Origin of the sequence: Sphingobacterium paludis, assembly GCF_004364125.1 — a bacterium.
In the GTDB taxonomy this organism is placed as follows: Bacteria; Bacteroidota; Bacteroidia; order Sphingobacteriales; family Sphingobacteriaceae; genus Sphingobacterium; species Sphingobacterium paludis.
Window position 1 is genome coordinate 20,468 of the sequence record NZ_SNZV01000015.1, and the last position, 14,130, is coordinate 34,597.

Below are 14,130 nucleotides of genomic sequence, written 5' to 3' on the forward strand. Positions count from 1 at the left end.
AACCCAAGGTGGCAAACTAGTGTAAACTACACGTTTACCGAACAATATATTTTAAATTTTAAGGAAGGGAACGAAGATCCGTTGGAGTTTGGATAATACAATAGCTTAGTGAAGTGTACAAATATACTAAAACTAAAGGTATAACACATGAAAGATTTTATTACTCTTCATCAGATCGGCATCTACTGGGCTTATTGAGTGGCAAGTAAAGATTAATGTCAATGATTAAGAGTTTTGCCCTTAATAGCATAGATTTTCAAATTGCGGACAAATAGGTTAAATATCGCTCCTTCAAAAAGGCATTAGCTTGTTAAGTATGATATTTTCTTTGTGCCAACAAAACGATATCGGTACAGCAGGGGCGGGCCATGATACTATACCATCAAATAATTTGTTACACCGAAAATTTTGGTTGCAACTATTTCGGTCCAGCTTGGTTGTATAGGTTAAAAGAATATGATGCATAAAAGTTCCATCGAGCGTTTGGTGGATATCCACGAGATATACCACGAAGCAGACATACATGATTTTGCCCGTGGGCGAGAGATCCTTTCCAAGTATCCGGACGCTAGGCGCATCGAGGTACGATCACACAACGATATCCCCGAGCTGTTTGGATTCTCCGGTTCTGCAGAGGATTGGCTGTGGAATAAAAAGAACGTACTAATACTTGGTTCCAAAAAAGCACTGCAGGCGCGGCCCAATAGTAGAAGCTCCCACTGGATTGCCCCTTCGCAGTCCAATGGCTGCGCCATGTCCTGCTCGTATTGCTATGTGCCCAGGCGAAAAGGGTATGCCAATCCGATCACCACGTTTGTAAACATTGAAAAGATCATGGGTTATCTAGAGCGCCATGCTGGCCGTCAGGGCGCCAAGCCTACCGCCGATGAAATTGATCCGAAATATTGGGTGTATGAGATTGGAGAAAACGGGGATTGTTCTATTGATGCCACCATTTGCGACAACGTGAAAGATTTGATACAACTGTATACCCATATTCCCAACGGTAAATTAACTTTTGCCACTAAATTTGTAAATCCGGAAATGCTAGGATATGATCCTCAGCAAAAAACGCGTATACGTTTTAGCCTGATGCCGCATAAGATTTCCAAACTGGTAGACGTGCGCACTTCACCGATAAGTGACCGCATACAGGCGATGAACGATTTTGCTTCAGCCGGCTACGAGGTGAACGTCTCATTTGCTCCAGTCATTTACTACGAGAATTGGTTAGAAGATTGGAGAGAGCTGCTTACCGAGCTGAACGATTCTATTAACGAAAAGACAAAGCAGCAGCTATCTACCGAGATCATCTTTCTGACACACAATGAGGGTTTGCACGACGTAAATATGCTATGGCATCCCATGGCTGAAGAAGCGCTCTGGCGACCGGATATACAGCAGGTAAAATACAGCCAAACTGGGCAGCGAAACGTGCGGTACAAAAACAACATTAAACGGGAAATCGTAGGGCAATTGGTAGATCTATGTAAAGAATTAATACCATACTGCCAGATTAGATACGCGTTTTAGTGGATTAAAATACCTTTTTCAGCTGATAGTGGTATAATTTGAAACTAACACAACTAGTTGACGTTTTATTTAGAAACAAATATCTACACTATGGCAGAAAATAAGATTACAGCAACACAGAAGTTTGACGCTTCAGCAGAAAAAGTTTTTGCGGCATGGACAGAATTTGAGCAGCTCAAACAGTGGTGGAAACCTTTGGGTAAAACTTTGATAAAGATGGATCAGTCGGAAGGCTCAAATGACGTAGCCTATCATTTCTCGGACGGGGATAGTAGCGATGGTGATATGATGGTGAAAAGCGAATATGAAAAAATCGAAGAAAATAAACATCTAGTGTACTCGTGGAATTGGTATCTGAACGATGCGCCCGTTAAAGATGGCTTATATAAACTGGATGTCGAGTTTAGCGATACCGATGGTGGGTCTGAAATATCGGTAACCCAAAGCAATGAGTCGGAGGAGGAAGGCGTTCATCCGCACTCCCAGGGATGGGACGATGCCTTAAAAGAGCTTAAGGACTTTGTAGAAAATCACTAAATAATTTGAATAGTTCAAAATGACGAACAACCCATTGCCAGTAGTATAATCGGTCTACGAGCAGTGGGTTTCGTTTTTTTAATAATCTTACAGCATTTATCCATGAAACTAGAAACTGTCGATCTGGACATCACCGACTGGAAGCGCATACTGCTGGGCGAAGCACCTGCTGAATTTTTACTAGAGGTACTTATTAGGGCGCTAGTCATATACATCGTGCTGATCGTTGTACTAAACTTAATGGGCAAACGTATGACTGGGCAACTTGCGCTGGCAGATTTTGCCATTATGATCACAATGGGAGGGATAGTCTCGGTACCCATGCAAGTACCTGAAAGTGGCATCTTGCTGGGCATAGTTGTATTATCCTGCGCATTATTCTTTCACAAAGGGTTCAATATGCTATCGAGAATCTTCCCAAAGTTTGAAGATAGTACGCATGGTAAAGCAGCCATGCTTGTCAAAAACGGCATAATTCAGTGTGAAACAATGAAAACTAATAAGATATCCCAGCAACAGCTTTTTGCGGCACTTAGAAATGATGGTGTGTACAATTTAGGTTTGGTGCGAAGAGTCTATTTGGAACCGTACGGCCAATTTTCTATCTTACGTTTCAATGATTCTCGTGCAGGTCTATGTATTGTTCCGCAGGCGGATCAAGAGTGCGATGATCTGAAAGTAGTGGGCGAAAAAGGAAAAATAGTGTGCTCGGCCTGTGGCGCTGTAATAGAGATTAGGTCTGAAGAACCGTGCTCAAGCTGTCAAGGCGTTAACTTTGTTGGTGCAATCATATGAAATTTGATGAAATATATTTTGGGGATACTGCCCGGCTTTTGTTTGGTGAGGTTCCACCATCTTTCTTTCTAGAGGTAATTGTAAGGGTAGCATTTATATACCTCATTATTGTCTTTTCTGTTCGGTTGATAGGTCGCAGAATGAATTCCATGCTTTCGAAAGTCGAGTTGGCAGCAATGGTCTCATTGGCCGGAGCTGTAGGGGTTCCGTTGCAAGCCCCAGACCGTGGGTTACTCCCCGTAATAATAATTGCACTTGTTATCGTATTTTTCGAGCGGATCAGTTCTTGGCTATCAACGGAAAGCCCCTTAGTGGAAAAGGTTACCACAGGTGATATCACAACACTCATCCAAGATGGAGTGGTTAATCTTCAAGGATTAAAAAAAGTAAATATCAGCAGACAGCGCCTATTTGCAGAGTTAAGATCCGAAGGAATTTGTCATTTGGGAAGTGTGCAGCGTTGCTATATAGAAGCCAACGGAACTTTTAGTCTAAAGTTGCGCGACGAAGCTTTGCCAGGACTTTCCATATTGCCTGAATGGGACAAAGAGCTTGCAGAAGAATTAAAAAGCGAAGACGATTCGGAAGTATGTAGCATGTGCGGTGTTGCAAGAAATGCTAGCAAATCCTGCGATGGCTGCGGAGCAAATAGCTGGTTGCCCACCATAATTTGATAGTGTAAGGTTAAAACTTACTTTAAATATTAAAAGCAAATTTGAAGTGAATCCCGATTGCAGAATGGATACAAATGCTTGTCCTACAGAACGCAGATGGTTTAAAGAGCTTTGTATAATCTGTATTTGATCGTATTGATTTTCTGAAAAAGGTTATTAAAACAAAATACTTAAATTATATATCTGTACCGCAGTTTTACAAACTATTGATTCCATTATATGTGGTCAAGATAATCCACTATCATCCTGATCGGATCTGATATCGTACTAGGGATGGGGATGTCGAGAAGAATCCCAAAAGGTTCAATGGCTTCTTGGGGAAGATTTAGCGTGCGGATAGAAGTTGGGTAGCGTAGGCTGGCCCTGTTAAGTCGGATAATGTTCCTGTTGTAATCATCTATACAGCCCGGCAGCTCTGGGGGCACGGCGGGTCTGCGAACAGCACTTTTGTGTATAGCTATGATAACCTGAACCGACTGCTGAGCGGAGCCGGCTCAGAACGTGCGGTAATGGCCGAAACATTTAGCTATGAAGATATGGGCAATATCCGGGTAGACTTACCTGTTTTTCAGACAAAATTAAAAGTGTCAAATTAGTTCGTTATATATTATGAGAAAAGAGCAAGTTTTCAGAACATCAAATCGTCAATATCTCAAAGAATACGAGTTAGGCAAGGCACCCAAGGATATCCGTAGAGAACATGGTATTTCCGCCCCGACTTTCTACCAATGGAAGCAAAAGTACAGAGGTATGGATGCGCAACGCCTTAAAGAGTTAAAGTACTACAAAAAGAAAATGCTCGTTTAAAACGGATGTTTGCAGATTTGAGTTTGGACCACCCTATTTTAAAAGATATAATTGAAAAAAGCGCTAAAGCTTTGTGAACGTAAGGAGCTGGTCGATGGGGCAATGAAAGAGCGAGGGATCAGTATTCACATAGCCTGTAAGATTGTTTGCATGAGTCGTAGTATGTAGTACTACGTTCATAAAAAGAACGATCAAACGGTTATTTCAAAGTTAATGGATCTTGCGGCTCGTTATCCTGCCCGCGGGTTCCAGACCTATTATGGTAAGATACGTCTAGAAGGTCTTTTGTGGAACAGAAAAAGGGTACTTCGGGTTTATAGAAATATCAATTTAAAGCTCAGAATCAAACGCAAACGCCGCATTCCCTCAAGGATTAAAGAGAAGCTCTTCGTTCCCGGATCAGTTAATGAAACTTGGTTGATTGATTTTCTAAGCGACTCGCTGGCCGTTGGCAGAAGGTTTGCGGTGCTCAATATCATCGATAATTATAATCGTGAGTCATTAATAAATGAAGCATTCTATTCAATACCGGAGGTTAGACTGGTACAAAAAATAAAGGAATTGATCATGGATAGATCTACACCCAGGCGAATTAGAACAGACCACGGTCCTGAATTTTTGTCAAAGGTCTTCACTGACTTCTGTACTGAAAACGGAATTGAACTGCAATATATACAACCTGGAAAGCCCGCTCAAAATGCTTACATCGGACGGCTGAATCGAACAGTTAGAGGATATGTACTAGACGCATACCTGTTTGATTGGCTAACAGAAGTTAATCCTATTGCTTATGAGTGGCAGATTGATTACAATGCAGACCATCCATATACAGCCCTAAATGGAATAAGTCCGTGGTTATACGCTAAAGAATATTTAGTTTCTTAATGCGTATTTTTATATTTATTCAATGTTTGAAGAACTGGAAGGCTTCAAAAACAAGTAAGTCTACCGCCTTACCGAGCTAATGAGCGTTAAATAGAATTTTTTTGATCACTTCAAAATCTGGGTTAATATAATTTTAATAAGTTAAATAGTTATATCTACGAAAGACACGCGCAACATCGAATAATTAATACATCCCTTATAGAGATCTAGTTAGGTAAGCCTGCTAAATGTGCATGATATATTTTATATTTTCTGTAACCTTTTGCCTCATTTAGGAATCATATCTACAAAAAGTAATATGGAAAAACTTATTATGTTCATTGCCCTGACATTCATTCTCCTATTGTTTGGTTTTTTAACCTGGTATTTCGCACATAAAGCAAGACATAAGGAAAAAATGCTCATGATTGAGAAGGGTCTTTACATAGATAAAGAGAAACTGGGAGTACCTTGGTTTAAATTGGGGATAGTAGTACTCGGCTTAGGTTTTGGTTTGCTTGTTATCGGGCTCTTAGCAAAAAATGGCCTATTAAAAGGCCCCGGCTCTATTCCGATCGGAATTCTGAGTATAAGTGGTGCATTATCATTAATTATTGCTCATTATGTTCAAAGAAAGTAATCCATAGAATGATGGAGGAAATCTATATAAAGAAAATTTGTGAAGGAAATTCTGATGCCTTTAAGTACATCATTGATAACTATAAAGATATGGCATTTTCAATAGCTAGCTCAATTCTTAAAAATCAATATGAAGCTGAGGAAGTTGTGCAGTGCGCCTTTATAAAGGCATATAAAAATATTAAAAGCTTCAGGAACAATTCCAAATTCAGCACTTGGTTCTACCGCATTGTAGTGAATGAGTCTTTCCTTTATCTGAAGAAAAAAAAGAAACATCTTAATATAACCTACGAAGAATTAGATACCGAGGTATTAGATGAAGACCAGTTTAACCTTATAATACAAGAAGAGCAAGACATATTGATCAAGGAAGGATTGAAAAGGCTGAATTCAAATGAAAGTTTAGCTTTGCGCTTATTCTATTTAGATGAACAAAACATAAAAAATATAACTGAAATCACTGGATGGTCTGAATCCAATGTTAAAACCCTTCTGCATAGGGGAAGAAAAAATATGCTGAGCATTATCAATCATTTAATGAAATCAAAATTTTAAGAAATATGGCCAAAGAATTTACAAATGATCCTTTTTTCTCCAAGATAATGAGTAGAGGAAAATTGACTATTTCTAACGATCATTTTAAAAAAGATTTATTAAACAGGATTGAATATAAAAATTGGAAGGATAAGTATTTTGCTAAACATCGAGTTTTTAGTATTCTATTTTTTGTCCTTGGTATTTCTTTGGGTTGTTGGAAATTTGATTTCCTCACGGAATCAGTACAACACACATTAAATATTTCATTCTATCAGACCGTATTACTCGCCCAAACATTTATTGTTTTATTTATTTTATTTCAAGTAAATAGCATTCTTAAATTAATTTTTAATACCTAAATCTGTATGAAAAAATTATTCATCTTAACTATGATATTGCAATGTATCATGGGCAGGGAGATCTTTGCCCAAAGTTTAAATGTTAAAGGTAAAATCCATACCAACGACTCTTTAATGATTCTCTTTGGGGATGGAATTAAAATTGACACCCTAATGTCTACTAATGGAGATTTTTATTTTCAACGAGACATGAAGCATCCAGAACTTGTTACCATTGTTGCTATTAAAACTAAATCAAATGAATATGTAAAAAAGGATTTTTTTATCGGTGACGGGGAAGTGCACTTTAACTCCGAATTTGATGAGGTAAACAGTACGAATGTGGAGATGACAGATAGGAAAGCACAGATCAAGTATAATGAATTTAAAAGTAGATTCAACCCTCTTGTTAAAATGGCAAGAAGTGTTATAGATTCAAGCTATGTAGAAGGGAAAACTGACGTTGAACAAAAAATTTATAAAAAATTATATGACAGAATTGTAGATATTCAAAAGGAAGTTGCTAAGGAATTCGTCTTTGAGAATACGGACAATATAGTCGGAGCTTTTATACTAGCAAATTACCTACAAGGTATAGATAACAAAGAAATAGAGAATATAATCAATCTTTTCGACCACGATTTATTGAATTCTAAGTACCTTACAAAGGTTAATGACCGACTTAAAATGGAGGCACATTTGGAAGAAGGCCTAATTGCTCCCGATTTCAATTTAAAAAGTGAGAATGGACAGCAAATTAATGCCAAAGATCTGTTAGGTAAACATACAGTGCTAGACTTTTGGGGTTCATGGTGTGCGCCTTGTATAGCCGGAATGCCAAAAATGAAAGAATACTTTCAGAAATATGGAGATAAAATCAATTTCATTGGAATTGCTTGTAAAGATGAAGAAGTAAATTGGAGATCGGCAATAATTGAAAATCAGCTAAGCTGGTCGCAATATCTAAACAGTTCTCAAAAAGAAGATCTAACTCATAAATTTCAAATAACTGCCTTTCCGACAAAAATTATTATTGATCCAGACGGTAATATTTTAAAAATATTCATAGGTGAAACTGAAGATTTTTATAACCACATTGATCAAATATTTTCCAATATCAAATAAGAAGGGATCAATGGCATTACCCTGTTTTAACGCCATTGATAACTGCTATAATTTATGAAGATTTACATTAGCAATTGTCTCAAAAAACGAATAAAATCTTTTGATTGTAAAAAGGCAAAGCCCCAGGCGACCTGAGGCTTGGCAAACTTTTGTATTTTAATTGATTATCAGTCGCCGGGGTTTTGTTCGAGACTGTTGTTACCTGATATAGCTTCGGTAGGTACCGGAAAGCGGTGTAGATGCTTCGAACTCGAAGTTTGATGATCTCACCAAGCTTCGGTAGCAAATGCATCCCACCGGATCAAGTAGGTCCTCCGCCGTCCTTCGCCCAAGAATTCAATGCTCCAATCGTCCAGGAAGCGGTATTTATCCAGATCGGCTATCGTTACCGGATCTGGATCAACGCCAGCCGTAAAATTCCTCTTACGCACGATATTGATGAGTTCTGCGGCGCCAGCGATATCTCCGCTTCCCCATTTGCATTCCGCGAGCATATAGTATACTTCCGTCAACCGGATGGCCGGGTTATGATAAGGTATTAGCGCTGGTGCATGTGTGTTTTAGGATGTTTATTTAGCAGAACGGTCCTGGAACCAACGAGAACAAATCCGCGCAAGTACACAAGCCTCCAATCACAGACCGTAGCATCTGTCTCGATAAACGAAGGTATCAAGACAGATGCTAGTTAAGATTTAATATACCGCAAGATAGACTTCGCTTTGAAAGCATGTCAATCTTATTTTATTGTATTGATATGTACTATTTTTCTAAGCTGTATTCCTGTACGCAGATAATCGGCTTTGCAAATATTTACGCATATGGTGAATCCGCGTTTTGACAGTTCCTTCAGGCAATGAATAGATCTTAGATAGTTCCCTGTATTTATAGCCCTCCGTGTATCTCAAAAAAAGCTCATAATATTCGTTAGGATATTTGCTCAGTAAATTTTTTACATCTTTTTCCAGAAAGGTTTTATTGGCGAGATTATGCGTTGATGGTTCCAAGTACCCATCACCTTTAAATCCATTTATCTGATAGTTCTCATAACGTATCCGTTTCTGGTTCCTTCGGTAGCTATTAATGTAAACATTTTTCATGATGACATAAAGCCAAGCGATGAGGCGAGGGTTATTAAAATATTTCTCATAAAATTTCATTGAAAGAGCGAGGGTTTCCTGGACGAGTTCCTGTATTTCCTCAGCGTCTTTGGTAAATTTCAAGGCTATATTCTTTAAAATTGGAGTATTTTCCTTAATTGCGCATGTTAAATCTCTATTGGTCATAATATGTTTTTAGTTGATGTACTTATTCGCTACAAAAACAATGCACTATATTTCCTTAAAAACGCTTGAAAAATTACTATATAGAGCGTGACCATAAATTACCTACTCATTACGTATTTTTCACCATTTATTCTCAGCTGGTACAAGTAATCTGGAACGAATTAGATTTCCAAAAAAAATCCATGAAAAATATACGTATTTCGCGTAGGTATTTTAAATTCAAATCAAGAAGAAGTTCCGAAAGCTAGCCTAACCCTACGCTTATAGCTTCGATGGCACGTGGTCGTAAGATCGTGAGCTTGTATAGTACTTTACATGTTTTAAGACTTTTTTATTGTATATGTATCAGGGGTATGGTTTAAACGGGGATATGAATTTAATGCTTTCCTTTTTTTTGAAGCACATCTGAACTTTTAGAGTCTTCAGAAATACATTCAGCGTCGCCAATTTAAAAAAAAATTAATCAGAGGTTACAGTGGAAAAAACAAATATATGAATATGCTTTAATGTCTCTCTGAGCAAAATGTTTAGAACTTGGATCGAGAAGATAAGCAAGGGTATCAAATCATTAATTGCACACAAAGTTACTTCGCCAGGTTGATACGCGACTGTGGCTTGAGCCATCACACCTAAACAGCAACTGCTGTAAAATGGGTATCCATCCGTGATGGAACCTCCATCACTGCGTTCATTTTCCATTGTTGCTGTTTGCTTAATCAACCTCTTAGCTTGTGGGGAGGGGGTGTTAATTAATTTTTAATTTTAAAATCTCATCTCATGAAGAATGTAGCAAACAACCTAGCGCAGAACAAAAAACAAATGGCATTTGCCAATGAACTAGCACTGACCTACAAGAAAACAGAAATTTTAGCCGATCATCAATACCACTGTATCAATTCATCCAAGAAAGTAGCAGGATTACTTCGCAATATTTGGGACCTAGATGATCTCGAAATCCGTGAGTCATTTTACCTGTTATGTTTTTCGAGTCAACTCAACCTACTGGGATTCCAGATCGTTGCCAAGGGAGGGCTTGATGCTGTGGTAGTCGATCTGCGGATACTTTTCTCAACAGCGCTGCTTTGCAAAAGCTGCTCAATAGTGGTTGCACATAATCATCCCAGCGGCACATTGAAACCGAGCGGCGCAGATCGCGAATTGACAACAAAGATCTGTGAAGCTGGAAATCTATTCGATATTCGTCTTAATGACCACATCATATTGACAGCTGATAGTTATTTTTCATTTCGGGATGAAGGTTTATTATAAGCCCTTACCCGATCTTGACTAAAGCGTTTATCAGCACCTTAAGGTACGGCGTATTTGCTGGCGGCAAGTACAATGGAAGCGAAATTCATCTTATTAAGTGGGGAAGTTCGTTCTGGCTTGGGCTTTTAAGCATTTTCTCTAGAAAATGTTAAAGCTAATAGACTTGTGAAGGATCTGCGTTAGCAAGCCAATGTTTTACCTCGAAGAGCACGGCGAAGACTTTTTTTTGAGATTTACCCTTAATCCTGTTAGCTATATTAAAATAATGCCTTTGCCATTCCAGAATTTTATCGGAAGGATCGTGTTGAAGAAATATTAAAAATGATAGGTCGGGGGAATAATGTTCGTTTTTTTTTTAGTTTGAAACTGATGCACATCACCTTTGAATCCAAATAATAGCTGTACATTTAAGCAATTGAGGTGCCCCTCCCCGGGGCATATTTTCATAAGCAGATGCTCTCCATGGTGACATGGAGAGCTATTTTAATTAGGAATAAACTTGTAAAAGCTTTCAAATTCAATTAAATTGCAGGTTCTGGTACGTACACATTAAAGGTTTGCTGATCCCCTGTTAACAAGATTGTTTAACAATTTATCCTGTACTTTTTTTGATTGCATTATCATAGTAATCCGTTGGTTGCTTCCGGGTTGCAAAACATAGTCCCGAATCTATCTCACTTAATGCTTTGAAAAGCATTATAAATTCTAAGCTTGCATAAAATTTTTGGATCAACGCATACAGCAAGCGTTGCGTTTATTTTGAATTTTACCAACTATACGCTTATTGAATTTTAACGAGATTAAGGATATCTCGCTGCTGATAATACCCTGCCGCACGCTACCTTCGGGCGGCAAACTTAGCTCTTCTTTTAAACTAATCTCAGGCTCATATCTGCGCTGCTCTGATTGGCGTAGCATTATGCCGCGCATAACCCCTGATCGTAACCACTGGCTGCTATATGGCAAGAGAAGCGGCTTTTGCATCTATAGAAACGTTGGGCGGAATTACTGATCTCTACGGTGAGCGTATAAGATGTTAGGTACGTTGATGCCGTTTAAGTAATAAAAGACTTTATGGAGATAGCAATCTTTCAATAGAATTGCGGTTGAAACCTATCAAGCATTCATGGATGGAAAAAGCAAAATGGTTGATTAGTTTTGGAATTCATCACCGCAAAGGTTAAACCTCCCGGTACTCCTAACTGTCGAGCTGATTGGAGGCATTCTTTTGCTACATTGCTAATTTACTAAGCGAACCTTTTTCAGATGATTATATGAGGAGTTATTGCGTTCAGTGCAAGATCTTAGCTTTACTATTTTTTGATAAGGCAGTATGGAATCTTCGCTTTGGTAGTAGTAATATTCTGCATCACTCGTGGCGGACCTTTGTATAAGATCAAGCTACACAACAAGCCTAGAGTACGTGGTAATAAATGCATACATGCTCGAGAAACCAACACCTTACATACATGTCGCTTGACAAGTTAGATAGAACTAATTTAATTTGCCCAGAGTCCTCTTTTGTGCAGATGTTTGCTATTCACTATTATATTTCAACTTCGATGAAGTCGGGCACTATTTTGATATCGGATTCTGAATCGAAAACTAGGTTGCCGTTATACCAAACCTTTGAATACCGAACAACATTTTCTGTTTTTAAAAAATTTGAAGTTATCGTATCTGTCCTTCCTGTGACTAATGACAGAAGGGTTTTCGCACCGGATGTCTTGTCACTGCAAAGATGTACTTCCAGAATTTTTTCGCCATTAAGTTCAACTATGCGATACCCTTTTGGAAAGGTCACATTAGCATATGGATAATCGATAGCGATATCGTTTGTGACGTATTGCACATTGATTGCTGAGGTATCTAAACCATTTTTGCGAAGTACATTGCTGCCATTTCTATTAAACTTGATCTTTAAAATGTCGATACGTGCATCCTCAGAAACAATTGACCCATTTTTTGCGCACGAGGAGATAACAAGGCAAATTATAATGCTTAGAAAGCTGTTTCTCATTTCAATATACATTTATATATTTAGCAATCACTAAATTATGAAAAAAGATGAATAGATGTAACTTTAACTTCTTCAATGCGATAGTTATTATACTATTTACATCAGTGATTTACTGTACAAAGTTGGAACGATCATTCAATGAGGAGCTTATGGATTCAAATAGACCGTGACGTGTGAGCGTATTAAGTTGGTTGCATGTATTTCTCTTTTACTTGATTATTTTTTGGCAGGGAATTGCTATAAAAAAGAAAGGTCAAACTTTGTACGTCGACTAACTTAGCAACCTCGGTATAGCATTTCACATAACATGATGATATAAGAACTGCAACAAACGGCCAATATTATATCAAGATTTCGTATACCCTAAGTATGCTTAGAATTATGTATTTCTAGAAAAAGTTTTTTTGGATATTCTGCCAAGTGCACATCAACCTAAAAAGGACACGCAATTATGTAGGGAATAGTGATGTAATCTCCCTGCATTCTCAGTAGTTTTGTAATCCTGTCGTGGATTGAAATACATTAATTAGATAGCTTAGATAAACGTTAGGTTCTTTTTGTAGTAGGATGGATTTACATGCATATTTTTCTTGAAACACTTCGAGAAGTGGAAGCGATCAGCAAATCCGCATTCGTAGGCTATTTCATCGATATTTTTGTTGCTATGATGTATCAGGTCAAGTGCATTCTCAATTTTCTTTTTTGCCACGTACTGCTGTATGGTTACTCCTGTACAGTTCTTAAAAAGGCGGGCAAAAGAATTGGGGGCCATGTTAACCATGCTGGCAAATTCTTGGTTTGATAGCGACCGGTTTTTGTTATGTTCGATAAATTTCATCACCGAGGATATCCGCTGGTCTATAGGGTACGCTTCCGGCAGGATACTCTCTAGCTGCAGCACGCACGAGCTGATAAGGGCATTGATCTTTAGACAGTCAAAGAAACTGAAGTGATTCCGCTGGATGCAGGTTTGTATGATCTGCTCCACCAGCATATTTTGCTCCGCATTTTTTTTCAGGGCGTAGATTCCGGGTTTTGCATAATCCATAGGGAATCCCAAGGTGAAGTGCATGAATAGGTGATCCACCTTGGAGTTAGCGCCTATCGACCCTATGTCATCTGTTTCCGTGAACTGCCGCCCAGCAATATTCTCCGAAGTTTTAGGGCTGTCCTCATCAGATAAGAAGCCCGCGAATGCTGTGTTTGGCGGAATGATCACCAGTGTTCTTTTGTTTAGCAAAACGAGCTGATTTTGAAATCTTATTTTAGCACCTTCGATAGAATTGTAATAAATCCGCCAGAAAGGCACCGATAGGTCAAGACAATCCCATTCGTTTAATATCCAATATCTGCAACATAATAATTTAATATTAATTTCCTTAAACTTCTGCCTGGTGTCGGACGGATCTATTTTTACTTTCTCTGGTACTCTGTGGTTCATGACGTGTTTATTTGGTACATATAATGGTTGAACTCGTATATCGATATTTTAAATTTTATTTAAGTACTTTATATCGAATATTTTAAACGCTATATACAATTATAAATTAGGAATAAAAAGCAATTACATTTTAGTAAGCAAAATGTGACATAAAATGTCATCCTGTTTTGCAGATATCATATTGGTTGGATTATAACTAATATATAATTGAATTATTCCATTTTTTTTATGGCTGATTACTATTTTGACTAAGCCGCTAACTAATTAA

General features: G+C 38.1%; 15 protein-coding genes. 11 read left to right on the top strand and 4 right to left on the bottom strand.

Annotated elements, in window-relative coordinates; all coding sequences use genetic code 11:
* Positions 1-456 precede the first annotated feature (456 nt).
* The 10 genes from B0I21_RS19380 (at position 457) to B0I21_RS19420 (ending at position 7,849) form a co-directional block, all read left to right on the top strand.
* Positions 457-1,533: a spore photoproduct lyase family protein gene (locus tag B0I21_RS19380; RefSeq protein WP_133642151.1), complete on the top strand. Its 1,077-nt coding sequence runs from the start codon at positions 457-459 to the stop codon at positions 1,531-1,533.
* A gap of 90 nt (positions 1,534-1,623) precedes the next feature.
* The gene (locus B0I21_RS19385) at positions 1,624-2,070 is read left to right on the top strand and encodes an SRPBCC family protein (protein WP_133642152.1); all 447 of its coding nucleotides are present in this window, start codon (positions 1,624-1,626) and stop codon (positions 2,068-2,070) included.
* A gap of 102 nt (positions 2,071-2,172) precedes the next feature.
* Complete coding sequence (locus B0I21_RS19390; RefSeq protein ID WP_133642153.1) at positions 2,173-2,865, top strand: DUF421 domain-containing protein; 693 nt, start codon at positions 2,173-2,175, stop codon at positions 2,863-2,865.
* The gene (locus tag B0I21_RS19395) at positions 2,862-3,539 is read left to right on the top strand and encodes a DUF421 domain-containing protein (protein ID WP_133642154.1); all 678 of its coding nucleotides are present in this window, start codon (positions 2,862-2,864) and stop codon (positions 3,537-3,539) included. Before B0I21_RS19390 ends, B0I21_RS19395 begins: the two co-directional genes overlap by 4 nt.
* A 449-nt stretch (positions 3,540-3,988) precedes the next feature.
* Positions 3,989-4,135 carry a hypothetical protein gene (locus tag B0I21_RS20335; protein WP_208292400.1) on the top strand — a complete coding sequence of 49 codons (147 nt, stop codon included), beginning with the start codon at positions 3,989-3,991 and terminating at the stop codon, positions 4,133-4,135.
* Between the two features lie 13 nt (positions 4,136-4,148).
* A complete protein-coding gene (locus tag B0I21_RS19400) occupies positions 4,149-4,346 on the top strand; it encodes a transposase (protein ID WP_133642155.1) in 198 nt (65 codons plus the stop codon).
* A gap of 213 nt (positions 4,347-4,559) precedes the next feature.
* Positions 4,560-5,231: an integrase core domain-containing protein gene (locus B0I21_RS19405; RefSeq protein WP_133642156.1), complete on the top strand. Its 672-nt coding sequence runs from the start codon at positions 4,560-4,562 to the stop codon at positions 5,229-5,231.
* Between the two features lie 298 nt (positions 5,232-5,529).
* The gene (locus tag B0I21_RS19410) at positions 5,530-5,850 is read left to right on the top strand and encodes a hypothetical protein (protein WP_133642157.1); all 321 of its coding nucleotides are present in this window, start codon (positions 5,530-5,532) and stop codon (positions 5,848-5,850) included.
* Positions 5,851-5,858: 8 nt separating this feature from the next.
* Entirely contained in the window at positions 5,859-6,404 is a 546-nt protein-coding gene (locus B0I21_RS19415) for an RNA polymerase sigma factor (RefSeq protein ID WP_243836301.1), read from the top strand.
* A 347-nt stretch (positions 6,405-6,751) separates the two neighbouring features.
* Positions 6,752-7,849, top strand: coding sequence for a TlpA family protein disulfide reductase (locus tag B0I21_RS19420; RefSeq protein ID WP_133642158.1), 1,098 nt, complete (start codon positions 6,752-6,754; stop codon positions 7,847-7,849).
* A gap of 266 nt (positions 7,850-8,115) precedes the next feature.
* Here B0I21_RS19420 and B0I21_RS19425 read toward each other — a convergent pair whose 3' ends face one another.
* Both B0I21_RS19425 and B0I21_RS19430 read right to left on the bottom strand, forming a co-directional pair.
* Positions 8,116-8,361 carry a RagB/SusD family nutrient uptake outer membrane protein gene (locus tag B0I21_RS19425; RefSeq protein ID WP_208292401.1) on the bottom strand — a complete coding sequence of 82 codons (246 nt, stop codon included), beginning with the start codon at positions 8,359-8,361 and terminating at the stop codon, positions 8,116-8,118.
* A 255-nt stretch (positions 8,362-8,616) separates the two neighbouring features.
* The gene (locus B0I21_RS19430) at positions 8,617-9,132 is read right to left on the bottom strand and encodes an RNA polymerase sigma factor (protein WP_133642159.1); all 516 of its coding nucleotides are present in this window, start codon (positions 9,130-9,132) and stop codon (positions 8,617-8,619) included.
* 777 nt (positions 9,133-9,909) lie between these two features.
* Between B0I21_RS19430 and B0I21_RS19435 the strand changes: the two genes are divergently transcribed.
* Positions 9,910-10,401 (top strand): JAB domain-containing protein, encoded by a 492-nt coding sequence (locus B0I21_RS19435; RefSeq protein ID WP_133642160.1) that lies wholly within the window; start codon positions 9,910-9,912, stop codon positions 10,399-10,401.
* A 1,546-nt stretch (positions 10,402-11,947) separates the two neighbouring features.
* On the opposite strand, the gene B0I21_RS19440 is transcribed toward B0I21_RS19435, so the two are convergent.
* A complete protein-coding gene (locus tag B0I21_RS19440) occupies positions 11,948-12,421 on the bottom strand; it encodes a hypothetical protein (RefSeq protein ID WP_133642161.1) in 474 nt (157 codons plus the stop codon).
* A 535-nt stretch (positions 12,422-12,956) separates the two neighbouring features.
* On the bottom strand, positions 12,957-13,862 hold the full coding sequence (locus tag B0I21_RS19445) for a helix-turn-helix domain-containing protein (RefSeq protein WP_133642162.1): 906 nt from the start codon (positions 13,860-13,862) through the stop codon (positions 12,957-12,959).
* Positions 13,863-14,130 lie beyond the last annotated feature (268 nt).

What these genes read in the sequence shown, in the direction of transcription:
- B0I21_RS19380 (WP_133642151.1), top strand. Translation starts at nt 457, where the DNA reads ATGATGCATAAAAGTTCCATCGAGCGTTTGGTGGATATCCACGAGATA.
- B0I21_RS19385 (WP_133642152.1), top strand. Translation starts at nt 1,624, where the DNA reads ATGGCAGAAAATAAGATTACAGCAACACAGAAGTTTGACGCTTCAGCA.
- B0I21_RS19390 (WP_133642153.1), top strand. Translation starts at nt 2,173, where the DNA reads ATGAAACTAGAAACTGTCGATCTGGACATCACCGACTGGAAGCGCATA.
- B0I21_RS19395 (WP_133642154.1), top strand. Translation starts at nt 2,862, where the DNA reads ATGAAATTTGATGAAATATATTTTGGGGATACTGCCCGGCTTTTGTTT.
- B0I21_RS19400 (WP_133642155.1), top strand. Translation starts at nt 4,149, where the DNA reads ATGAGAAAAGAGCAAGTTTTCAGAACATCAAATCGTCAATATCTCAAA.
- B0I21_RS19405 (WP_133642156.1), top strand. Translation starts at nt 4,560, where the DNA reads ATGGATCTTGCGGCTCGTTATCCTGCCCGCGGGTTCCAGACCTATTAT.
- B0I21_RS19410 (WP_133642157.1), top strand. Translation starts at nt 5,530, where the DNA reads ATGGAAAAACTTATTATGTTCATTGCCCTGACATTCATTCTCCTATTG.
- B0I21_RS19415 (WP_243836301.1), top strand. Translation starts at nt 5,859, where the DNA reads ATGATGGAGGAAATCTATATAAAGAAAATTTGTGAAGGAAATTCTGAT.
- B0I21_RS19420 (WP_133642158.1), top strand. Translation starts at nt 6,752, where the DNA reads ATGAAAAAATTATTCATCTTAACTATGATATTGCAATGTATCATGGGC.
- B0I21_RS19430 (WP_133642159.1), bottom strand. Translation starts at nt 9,132, where the DNA reads ATGACCAATAGAGATTTAACATGCGCAATTAAGGAAAATACTCCAATT.
- B0I21_RS19435 (WP_133642160.1), top strand. Translation starts at nt 9,910, where the DNA reads ATGAAGAATGTAGCAAACAACCTAGCGCAGAACAAAAAACAAATGGCA.
- B0I21_RS19440 (WP_133642161.1), bottom strand. Translation starts at nt 12,421, where the DNA reads ATGAGAAACAGCTTTCTAAGCATTATAATTTGCCTTGTTATCTCCTCG.
- B0I21_RS19445 (WP_133642162.1), bottom strand. Translation starts at nt 13,862, where the DNA reads ATGAACCACAGAGTACCAGAGAAAGTAAAAATAGATCCGTCCGACACC.